Genomic DNA, 9,073 nt, shown 5'->3' on the forward strand with positions numbered 1-9,073 from the left:
TCGCTCACTTGCCGGCCGGCCGGCCGATCGGACGGTCGGCCACCCGCTCGGCACCCATTGCACCAAGCCCGGCAATGGGTTCCCGGGCTGGCTCCGTCACCATGCCGAGCTTCTCGATTCCGGCCCGTTTCACCTCGTCCATGACTTGCACCACGGTCCCGTAGGGCACGTCCCGGTCGGCTCGAAGGTAGACGGACACGTCCTCGTTCCGAAGCTTGGCCGCACGCAATCGCCCCTGCAACTGGCCGAGCGGCACCGCATCCTTGTCGAGGTAGATTTTCTGATCCCGTTCGACCGTGAGAACCATCCGCTCCTCCGGCTTGATCGTGTTGCTCGCCGAAGTCGGCAGCTTGACGTCCATCCCCCGATACAGCATGGGCGCCGTGACCATGAAGATCACCAGCAGCACGAGGACCACGTCCACCAGCGGGATGACGTTGATCTCCGCCAGGAACCGGCGATGGCGCGTCTCGAAGATCATCCGCGCACTCCCACCGCCTTCCCGCGGGTCCTGAGCGAGTTCACGAACTCGATGGTGAAAGCCTCGGCCCGAAAGACGGCTTTGCGAATCCTCGTGAGATAATAGTTGTACGCGACCACCGCGGGAATCGCCGTGAAGAGTCCGGCCGCCGTGGCCACCAGCGCTTCCGCTACGCCCGGTGCCACAGCCGCGATGCTCGCGGTCCCCTGCTTGCCGATCTCCCCGAAGGCGTCGACGATCCCCAGCACCGTTCCCAGCAGCCCGATGAAGGGCGTGATGTTGCCGGTCGTAGCCAGGAACGGCAGGTACGCCTCCTGCTTCGAGATCTGATCCTGCAAGAGGTGCGCCACCACCCGGTCCAGGTACTGACGATCCACGCCTCCGGCTTCTTCAAGCGCCTCGGACGCGCTCTGACTCATGAATGTGCGGGCAAGGCCGTCCCCCTCCGGCTCAAGCCGTTCCATGACGCCGAGGAACACGGACGCGAGGGGACTGGCCGGCAGGCGGCGCGCGTGGCGCCGTAATTCGTCCTTATCCTGCGCCCGGGCGTAGGCGTTCAGGAATCGCTGATCTTCCTGCTCGCCGCTGCGGAAGGTCCGCCATTTGTACAGGATGATGGCCCAGGAAACGACCGAAAAAAGGAAGAGAACGAGGAGAACGATTTTCGAAACCGACCCGAGGGAGCCGATGAGGGCAATGGGACCGGCTTGAAACATCATTCCGTTAGGGCATCCCCTCCGATCTGACCAGGGAACTGAACGCTCCGAACCTGCACCATGTCGCGCGGGGGAAATGGCGGGGCCGACGGGATTTGAACCCGCGACCTCCAGATTGACAATCTGGCGTCCTAAACCAGGCTGAACGACGGCCCCATAAATCCAGGAAAGATAGCGGACAGGACGGCGCGCCCGACGCCGCCCGGCAACGAATCAATACAGCCTGAAGACATTGACGCAGGGAAGAATGACGTTCGATGAAAAGCGGCTCCCCCATCCACCTGGCACCGAAATCTGGTAGGCGGAACAGGGATCGAACCTGTGACCTCTGCCTTGTAAGGGCAGCGCTCTCCCACCTGAGCTATCCGCCCGAATCTTCAAGCTTGCCGAATGGTTGCGCGAACGGTGCGGATGGTACCAAGTCCGCTCCGCCTTGTCAACCGGTGGCCGGCTCTGTCGCGGAGGATTTTCGCGACGCGGGACGTCGAGGAATCCTTTACGACCCTCTGAACGTGAGGTCACCAATGCTCGGTCATGAACCAGCCGGCGATCGAGAGCCGTCGGTTCGTTCCGGCCAACGTGTCCACGCGGGCCACCCGGTGGAACCGCGGAACGGCGAAGATCGCCAGGGTTCCCGGTTGGGGCATGATGCAATGGGAGAGCTCCAGCGTGCGCTCTCCCTGCCGGGAGCCTTTGGGCTCGTAGATCAACAGTTCGCCGCCCCAATCCGGCTCCCAGGTCTGGTGAAAATACGTGGCGAGGGCCAGCCGTCTCGCCGGGAGCGAGGCGCCGGGAGCGGCTCCGTAGCCCTGGTCGGTGTCGTCGTGCATGGGCAGACAGTCCCCGGCCGCGTAGGAGTAATAACAGAAGCCCAGGTGGCGCTGCTTGATGTTCGGAAACGATTCGATGTAGTCGGCGATGCAGGGCAGCGTCACCCGGTTCAGGAACATCGAAGCCTCCGGGGCGTTGATCTGGGCCTTGGCCCAGTTCCCGCAGTTGGGAAACGAGCGTGCGACCTCGGGCATCTCGCTCAGCGCGGTCCACTTCTGCCGGCTCATCGCCTCGCGGAAATAGGCCATTTCGTCCGGCGACCAGAATTCCTCGAGCACCAGCACTGGGTCGCGGTGAAACGAAAAGGTCCTGGGGTCGAAGTTCTGGAATCGCGTGCGCACGGGGTGATCTCGTCGTCTGGCCGTCGGCGGCCCGCCTCTCTGGTTCTCTGAGGGTAACGAGCGGCCTTCCCGCTTGTCAATCACCGGCTCCTGGCTCCGGCTGCGGCCGGCGCGGGCGGCGTCGCACTTTGCGCGGAAACCGGTCGGCGTGCAGTTGCTTGAGACGCGCGCGCTCCACGTGCGTGTAGATCTGCGTGGTGGTGATGCGCGCATGGCCGAGCATGGCCTGGACCGACCGGAGGTCGGCGCCGTGGTCCAGCAGGTGCGTGGCGAACGAGTGCCGCAGCATGTGTGGGGAGATCGGCTTGACGATGCCGGCCCGGCGCGCGCGAGCCCGCAAGGCCTTCCAGAATCCCTGCCGCGTCAGCCGCCCGCCCCGCCTGGTCACGAAGAGATAGGGAGACGGCCGCCCCTTCACGAGGGCGCCGCGCGCCTGTTCCAGGTAGACTTCCAGCTTCCGGCGGGCCGTCTCACCGATCGGCACGACCCGCTGCTTCGCCCCCTTGCCGCTCGCCAGCACGTAGCCCACCGCCAGATTCACCTGTCCCTGCTGCAGCATGACCAGCTCCGACACCCGGAGCCCGGTCGCATACAGCAGCTCCACCATCGCGGCGTCACGCCTGTCCTCCGGCCCGCTCCCGCCGGCGTAGTCGAGCAGCGCGGTCACCTGAGCCTGCGAAAGCACCTTGGGAAGCCGCACCCACGGGCGCGGCGTGCTCAGGCTCAGCACGGGATTCTGGCGCGTGACCCGCTCCCGGCCGAGGAAGCGGAAGAAGCCGCGAAGCGCCGCCACGCACCGGGCCGTCGAGGCGGGCGACAGGTTGGCGCGCTTGAGGTGGGCGAGAAACTCGGAGACGGTCTGACGCGTGACGTCGGCCAGGTCGCGCACGCGCCTCAGCGCGAGGAAGTCCTGAAGCTTCTGGAGGTCCCGCCGGTAGGCCGCCAGGGTGTTGTCGGACAGCCCGCCCTCGACGCGCAGGTCGGTCAGGTACCGTTCGATGAAGGGTTCGGCTAGCGGCTGCTCCGTCCTCTCGTCCATCGGGCCGTTTGGGAGGCAACTCGATCGCCGGTTCGGCTCACCGCCGGCTGCCCCAGCCAGACTATAGCGGCGAGGGATCAGGAACACAACAAGGGGCGCGTCGTCGTTGCCTTGACACTCCGCAGGTCGCTCCCTATAGTCAGTGAAATCATGTCTCGCCACGGTTTTCCAACGCGGCAGGCCCGTCCCAGCCCGTCGCGCAAGAGCGTCGCCGGGCTGTGCGCCGTCCTGCTCGCCCTGCTCGGGGTCCCCTTGCCGGACGGCTTGCCCCGGACCCAGCCGAGCCTCGCACGAGCCCAGCAGACCGATGCAGCCCCTCAACCTCTGCCCAAGGATCCGCTGGCCCGCGCCAAGGCTTTGCTCGACGCCCAGAAGGAAGACGAGGCGATCGCCGCGCTCAAGAGCGTCATGGCGACCTCCTCGCCGCCGCAACTGGCCCATGCGTACCTCCTCATGGGCGCGGCCCTGATCGGAAAAAAGAATTATCCCGACGCGGTGAGCCACCTGGAGCGGCTGCTGACGGAATTTCCCGACTCGGAATATGCCGACCGGGCCAGGGTCCTGCTGGGGACGGCTCACATGCAGGCGGGCAACCTGGACGCGGCCCTGTCCGCCCTCTCCCCGGCCCGCCAGCAGGATCTCGATCTGGACACGAAGCGCCAGGCGCTCCACCTGATCGGAGAGGTCCAGGCCTACAAGAAGGACTACTCGCGCGCCGTGCAGGCGTGGCTGGAGGAGTTGGGATTGAGTCCCGAGCCGCAGCAGGCGGAGGTCCGGGACCGGCTCCGGACGCTGGTGCAGGATCGGATGGACCGGAAAGCCCTGCTCCAGTTGCGCGACGCCTATCCGGCCACGTTCCCGGGTGACATGGCCCTGATGCGCCTGATCGAGTACCACACGAACCGCGGGGAGGAGCATCTGGCGGAGCGCAATCTCCGCCTGTTCGTGGAGCGGTTCCCGGACCACGAGTACGCGCAGACGGCGGCGGAGCAGCTCCGGACCTTCAAGTCGAAGGTCAAGGCCAGCCAGTACGTCATCGCCGTCGCGTTGCCGACTTCCGGCCGCCTGGGCTCGTTCGGTCTGGAGGCGCTCAACGGCATCCGGTTGGCGCTGGAGAAGGGGAAGGAAACCCTGGGGCTCGCCTCCGTGGGGCTGGTGGTCAAGGACACCGGCGGGCTCGAGAAGGGCGTGCTGCGGGCCGAGCTGAGCGACCTGATCGGGGAGTACCGGCCGCTGGCCGTGGTCGGCCCGCTGCTCTCGCGCGAGCTCCAGGCGGCTGCAGCGCTGGCGGAGGAATCCGAGACCCCGTTCATCACCCCGGCCGCGACGCTGCCGGACGTGCACCGCCTGAGCCCCTACCTGTTCAGCACCGCGCTGACCTATCAGCAGCAGGCCAAGCGCCTGGCGGACTACGCGATGGACCGGCTCGGCTACCGGCGCTTCTGCACCCTGTACCCGGACTCCCCCTACGGGCAGGAGCTGGCCCGCTTCTTCGGGCAGGAAGTGCGGCAGCGCGGCGGAGAGATGATCGCGGCGGAGTCCTATGCGGAATCCGACACGGACTTCGCTCCCCAGATCAAGCGGCTGAAGGCGGAGGATCTCAAACATTACGGCACCGCCGAGACCACGCAGACGAGCAAGGGGGCGACGAAGATCAATTACACGCCCGGGTTCGACGCGATCTTCCTCCCGGGCAGCTATTCACAGATCGCGATGCTCGCCCCCCAGTTGCTCTTTTACGACGTCAAGGTGCCCCTGCTCGGGAGCAACGCCTGGAACTCGCCGGAGCTGCTCCGCCTGGCCGAGCGGACGGTGGAAGGCGGCGTCTTCGTGTCCGGGCTCTTCCCGGACAGTCCGGATCCGGGCACGCGGGAGTTCGTCGAACGGTACCGGCGGCGGTTCCAGGCGAACCCGACGCTGTTCGCGGCCCAGGCCTACGACGCCACGCGCCTGGTGCTGGAGGCGATCAAGCGCGGCGCCTCCTCCGGCAAGGCGGTGCGCGAGCACCTGACGAAGCTGACGGATCTGCCCACGCTGAGCGGACCGGCGGCCTTCACGCCCGGCGGCACGCTGGACCGTCACGTGGTGCTCGTGCAGGTCAAGAACGGCCGGTTCGTCCAGTTGGATTAGCTTTCCGGAGCGCACCAGGATCGCGTCATGAACTCGTTGGGTCAAATTCTCCACACGATCTCCTACATGGCCCTACCCTTGCTGCTGGCGATGGTCCTGCACGAGTACGCGCACGGCTGGGTGGCCGACCGGCACGGGGACTCGACGGCCCGGTTGCAGGGCCGTCTGACGATCAACCCGCTGGCGCACATTGATCCCTTCGGCACCGTGATCCTGCCGCTCCTGTGCCTCCTGCTGCCGGGCGGGTTCTTCCTCGGCTGGGCCAAGCCGGTGCCGATCAACCCGGCCAACCTGCGCAATCCCCGCCGCGACATGGCGCTGGTGGCCGCAGCCGGGCCGGGCATGAACCTGCTGCTGGCCGTCGCGAGCGCGCTCCTGCTGAGCCTGCTGCTGGCCGTTGACCCGTCCCTGGCCGCCTCCTGGCCCCCGCAGCCGGGCACGGCCCCGCGCCAGGACCTCCTGGGCATGCTGCTGCTCCCCCTGGCGGCCATGGCCCTCTACTCGGTCTTCATCAATATTCTGCTGATGATGTTCAATCTGATCCCGATCCCGCCGTTGGACGGCGGGCGGGTGCTGACCAGCCTCCTGCCGGCCAGGCCGGCCATCGCCCTGACCCGGCTGGAGCCCTACGGCATGCTGATCATCGTGGGGCTGATCGTCCTGGACCCGCAGATCCACGTGATCCGGACGATCACCGGCACGATGGTCCACCTCATGGCCGGCACGATCCTGACCGCGGTCCTTCAATAGGAGCAAGCGCATGACACCACAGGCACGGAAGCGAGTCCTGAGCGGGATGCAGCCGAGCGGGCTCCTGCACCTGGGGAACCTGCTGGGCGCGCTGGAGAACTGGAAGGCGCTGCAGGAGCAGTACGAGTGCTTCTTCTTCGTCGCGGACTGGCACGCCCTCTCCACCAACTACGCCGACACGAGCCGCATCCGGGAATTCTCCCGGGAGGTCTTGATCGACTGGCTCGCCGCCGGCATCGACCCGCGGCGCTCGACCGTCTTCGTCCAGTCGCACGTGCCCGAGCACGCGATCCTGCACCTGCTCCTCTCGATGATCGTGCCGATCCCCTGGCTGGAGCGGAACCCGACCTACAAGGAGAAGCAGGAGGAGATCAAGGAGCGCGACCTCTCCACCTACGGGTTCCTCGGCTACCCGGTGCTCCAGTCGGCCGACATTCTCCTCTACAAGCCGGACTTCGTGCCGGTCGGGAAGGACCAGCTCCCGCACCTGGAGCTCACGCGCGAGATCGCCCGGCGCTTCAACAAGCTCTACAAGCCGGTCTTCCCGGAACCGATGGAGCACCTGACCAGGTTCCCCAGGGTCGTCGGCACCGACGGGCGCAAGATGAGCAAGAGCTACGGGAACACGATCAACCTCTCCGACTCCGAGACCGTCGTGCGGCAGAAGCTCAAGACGATGGTGACGGACCCGGCGCGGGTGAAGCGGACCGATCCCGGCAACCCGGACATCTGCCCGGTGTACGATTTCCACAAGATCTACTCCCAGCAGCCGGTGCTCGACCGGGTCAACCGCGAGTGCCGGACGGCTGCGATCGGCTGCATCGAATGCAAGAAGCTCGTCGCCGACGTGATGGTGGAGAAGCTCGCGCCGATCTGGGAGGGCCGCGCCAAGCTGACCGCCAAGCCCAGCCAGGTCGAGGAGATCGTCCAGGAAGGTAGCACGCGCGCCGCCAAGGTCGCCCGCCAGACGCTGGAAGAAGTGAAGGAAGCGATGAAGATTTGAGGGGCAGTCTGGCGAAGGGCGGGCAAAATCAGGCCATGGGAGCTTCGATGGGGATCAGCCGCTTGTGGATTGGGTCAACGCCGAGGCCAAGGCTTTCGAGAGTGGTGGCGCCCAAGAGCACGAGCGAGTTAGGCTTGCTGCAGAGCACCATGGCCGCGGTTTCCACTCCGTTGATCGCGATATCGGCCTTCGCCACCGGCACGGCATCCTTGGTGCCGTCCGCATAATGCACCGCCCTCGTCCCCGATGGAGCCAGGCCGATCCGACCCAGCAGATCGGCGGGAACCCGCGTGAACAGCGCACCGGTATCAACCAGTCCTTCGAGTTCCAATTGCTGCTCGGAACGGAGCGGGTGCCTGAGAACGAATTTGATCGAAAAGGTGCCCATAGCACTGACGATTGTATTCTCCTGCTCCTGCCCTTGCCCTGTCAAAAGCCGCGTCGGATCGGATAGCGGTCGTTAGGAGCCATATTAACAGGCGTGCTTTTCCTATGGGCCTATTGGCTGGAGGGAAAAGATGACACCCTTTGACTGGAACTTACTAGTCCTGCTCATCATCGCCACCATTGGCGCAGGGATCACCTATTGGCGGACCCACCGCCGCAAGCCGTAATTCGCGGGCCGCTCTCGTGACCGCTGCGTCCAAGATGCTGAACCTGCGTTCGGCCATCCTCACACTTCCCATCCTGCTCAGCCTGAGCCTGCCTCTACCCGCCCACGCCGACACCAAAGTCCTGACCGCCGAAGGCACCTATACGATGGGCGAGGGGGAGACCATGACCTTCGCCGAATCCATGGCCTTGCAGAAGGCCAAACAGGTGGCGTTGGAGCAAGCGGGCACCTATGTCGAGAGCTACACCAAGGTCCAGAACTACCAGCTCACCGCCGAAGAGATTCAGACAATTGCTGGTGGCGTGTTGCAAGTGGAAGTGTTGGACAAAACCCGCACGCTCGTCGGCGACGGTATACTGCTCCCCATTTAGACAGCGACAAGGGCTTTCTTGGAAGCTGACCTCGATCAGAATGCCAATTCTGCTGAAGCCTTGATCAACGGGCAGGCCACAACTGGCCGCAGCGTGCGGCCTGACTTGCCTACTTCTCAACTTCCTCTAACCGCACTCCGCGTCCTGCTCGTAAACTCTGCCGGGCCGACTCGATTCGCTTCAAGAATCGCGGATCGTTCTCCAGGCGGTACTCAAACCACTCGTCTTCGGATTCAAACCCAATCAAGATGCCGGCCGGCTTCCCGTGCCGCGTAATCAGAACTTCTTCCTTTTCCGCCGCGCGCAAATATTTAGACAGGTCGTCTTTCACCTCTGAGAGCGCTACCTTTTTCATTCTGTTTCTCCTATGGCTTCAAGCCACGAAGCGGCTTGAGACTTCGGCACGATGGCCAGGATTTCAACGGCTCCTTCCGCGACATCATAGAACACCCGGATATCCCCCGCCTGTGAGCGATACTGGGGACGCCTCACGCCTCTGAGACGTTTGATTCGACTTTTGCTTGTCTTGCTCGGCTCATGGCGAAGGTACTTTTCAACTGCGTCTCGTACTGTCGCCCGCACATACGCCTTCAGTTTTCCCAGGTCTTCGGCGGCCTCAGGGGCAAGAATGATCTCATACCGCATTCTGTCCAGATTCTAGCCAAATTCCACGGCATGTGCAACCTGTGCAAACGGAGAGGCTGGGTTACCAGAGCGGGCATCGGAGCCGCGTGGGTGCGCCGAAGTATTCGGACGGAAGGCGCCCCGCTTAAGAAGCGGGTACAAGAGGAAGAGAGT

At 64.8% G+C, this 9,073-nt stretch carries 11 protein-coding genes and 2 tRNA genes; 4 read left to right on the forward strand and 9 right to left on the reverse strand.

The features are described 5' to 3' along the window. Positions 1-4: 4 nt before the first annotated feature. The 6 genes from AB1411_01770 to xerD all read right to left on the reverse strand — a co-directional run bounded on the left by AB1411_01770 (position 5) and on the right by xerD (position 3,408). On the reverse strand, positions 5-481 hold the full coding sequence (locus AB1411_01770) for a biopolymer transporter ExbD (GenBank protein MEW6542320.1): 477 nt from the start codon (positions 479-481) through the stop codon (positions 5-7). Beyond that, the gene (locus AB1411_01775; GenBank protein MEW6542321.1) at positions 478-1,197 is read right to left on the reverse strand and encodes a MotA/TolQ/ExbB proton channel family protein; all 720 of its coding nucleotides are present in this window, start codon (positions 1,195-1,197) and stop codon (positions 478-480) included. Before AB1411_01775 ends, AB1411_01770 begins: the two co-directional genes overlap by 4 nt. A gap of 77 nt (positions 1,198-1,274) precedes the next feature. Beyond that, positions 1,275-1,353 (reverse strand) — tRNA-Asp (locus tag AB1411_01780). Positions 1,354-1,492: 139 nt separating this feature from the next. Next, positions 1,493-1,568, reverse strand: a tRNA-Val gene (locus AB1411_01785). A 147-nt stretch (positions 1,569-1,715) separates the two neighbouring features. Further along, the gene (locus AB1411_01790; protein MEW6542322.1) at positions 1,716-2,369 is read right to left on the reverse strand and encodes a 2OG-Fe(II) oxygenase family protein; all 654 of its coding nucleotides are present in this window, start codon (positions 2,367-2,369) and stop codon (positions 1,716-1,718) included. Positions 2,370-2,445: 76 nt separating this feature from the next. Further along, the gene (gene xerD, locus AB1411_01795) at positions 2,446-3,408 is read right to left on the reverse strand and encodes a site-specific tyrosine recombinase XerD (GenBank protein ID MEW6542323.1); all 963 of its coding nucleotides are present in this window, start codon (positions 3,406-3,408) and stop codon (positions 2,446-2,448) included. 150 nt (positions 3,409-3,558) lie between these two features. Here xerD and AB1411_01800 point away from each other — a divergent pair, with 150 nt between their 5' ends. From AB1411_01800 to trpS, 3 genes are read left to right on the forward strand one after another with little or no spacing between them, the layout of a single operon-like run. After that, a complete protein-coding gene (locus AB1411_01800) occupies positions 3,559-5,538 on the forward strand; it encodes a penicillin-binding protein activator (protein ID MEW6542324.1) in 1,980 nt (659 codons plus the stop codon). 27 nt (positions 5,539-5,565) lie between these two features. Beyond that, on the forward strand, positions 5,566-6,288 hold the full coding sequence (locus AB1411_01805; protein MEW6542325.1) for a site-2 protease family protein: 723 nt from the start codon (positions 5,566-5,568) through the stop codon (positions 6,286-6,288). Positions 6,289-6,298: 10 nt separating this feature from the next. Beyond that, the gene (gene trpS, locus AB1411_01810; protein ID MEW6542326.1) at positions 6,299-7,291 is read left to right on the forward strand and encodes a tryptophan--tRNA ligase; all 993 of its coding nucleotides are present in this window, start codon (positions 6,299-6,301) and stop codon (positions 7,289-7,291) included. A gap of 28 nt (positions 7,292-7,319) precedes the next feature. Here trpS and AB1411_01815 read toward each other — a convergent pair whose 3' ends face one another. Next, the gene (locus AB1411_01815; GenBank protein MEW6542327.1) at positions 7,320-7,679 is read right to left on the reverse strand and encodes a retroviral-like aspartic protease family protein; all 360 of its coding nucleotides are present in this window, start codon (positions 7,677-7,679) and stop codon (positions 7,320-7,322) included. 260 nt (positions 7,680-7,939) lie between these two features. Here AB1411_01815 and AB1411_01820 point away from each other — a divergent pair, with 260 nt between their 5' ends. After that, positions 7,940-8,275, forward strand: a complete 336-nt coding sequence (locus AB1411_01820; GenBank protein ID MEW6542328.1) for a hypothetical protein — start codon at positions 7,940-7,942, stop codon at positions 8,273-8,275. Between the two features lie 109 nt (positions 8,276-8,384). On the opposite strand, the gene AB1411_01825 is transcribed toward AB1411_01820, so the two are convergent. Together AB1411_01825 and AB1411_01830 are read right to left on the reverse strand one after the other, a co-directional pair. After that, on the reverse strand, positions 8,385-8,630 hold the full coding sequence (locus AB1411_01825) for a type II toxin-antitoxin system Phd/YefM family antitoxin (protein MEW6542329.1): 246 nt from the start codon (positions 8,628-8,630) through the stop codon (positions 8,385-8,387). After that, complete coding sequence (locus tag AB1411_01830; protein MEW6542330.1) at positions 8,627-8,920, reverse strand: type II toxin-antitoxin system RelE/ParE family toxin; 294 nt, start codon at positions 8,918-8,920, stop codon at positions 8,627-8,629. Before AB1411_01830 ends, AB1411_01825 begins: the two co-directional genes overlap by 4 nt. Positions 8,921-9,073 lie beyond the last annotated feature (153 nt).

Source organism: Nitrospirota bacterium, assembly GCA_040757595.1.
Classification (GTDB): domain Bacteria; phylum Nitrospirota; class Nitrospiria; order Nitrospirales; family Nitrospiraceae; genus JBFLWP01.

What these genes read in the sequence shown, in the direction of transcription:
- AB1411_01775 (MEW6542321.1), bottom strand. Translation starts at nt 1,197, where the DNA reads ATGTTTCAAGCCGGTCCCATTGCCCTCATCGGCTCCCTCGGGTCGGTT.
- AB1411_01815 (MEW6542327.1), bottom strand. Translation starts at nt 7,679, where the DNA reads ATGGGCACCTTTTCGATCAAATTCGTTCTCAGGCACCCGCTCCGTTCC.
- trpS (MEW6542326.1), top strand. Translation starts at nt 6,299, where the DNA reads ATGACACCACAGGCACGGAAGCGAGTCCTGAGCGGGATGCAGCCGAGC.
- AB1411_01800 (MEW6542324.1), top strand. Translation starts at nt 3,559, where the DNA reads ATGTCTCGCCACGGTTTTCCAACGCGGCAGGCCCGTCCCAGCCCGTCG.
- AB1411_01770 (MEW6542320.1), bottom strand. Translation starts at nt 481, where the DNA reads ATGATCTTCGAGACGCGCCATCGCCGGTTCCTGGCGGAGATCAACGTC.
- AB1411_01805 (MEW6542325.1), top strand. Translation starts at nt 5,566, where the DNA reads ATGAACTCGTTGGGTCAAATTCTCCACACGATCTCCTACATGGCCCTA.
- AB1411_01830 (MEW6542330.1), bottom strand. Translation starts at nt 8,920, where the DNA reads ATGCGGTATGAGATCATTCTTGCCCCTGAGGCCGCCGAAGACCTGGGA.
- AB1411_01820 (MEW6542328.1), top strand. Translation starts at nt 7,940, where the DNA reads ATGCTGAACCTGCGTTCGGCCATCCTCACACTTCCCATCCTGCTCAGC.
- AB1411_01825 (MEW6542329.1), bottom strand. Translation starts at nt 8,630, where the DNA reads ATGAAAAAGGTAGCGCTCTCAGAGGTGAAAGACGACCTGTCTAAATAT.
- xerD (MEW6542323.1), bottom strand. Translation starts at nt 3,408, where the DNA reads ATGGACGAGAGGACGGAGCAGCCGCTAGCCGAACCCTTCATCGAACGG.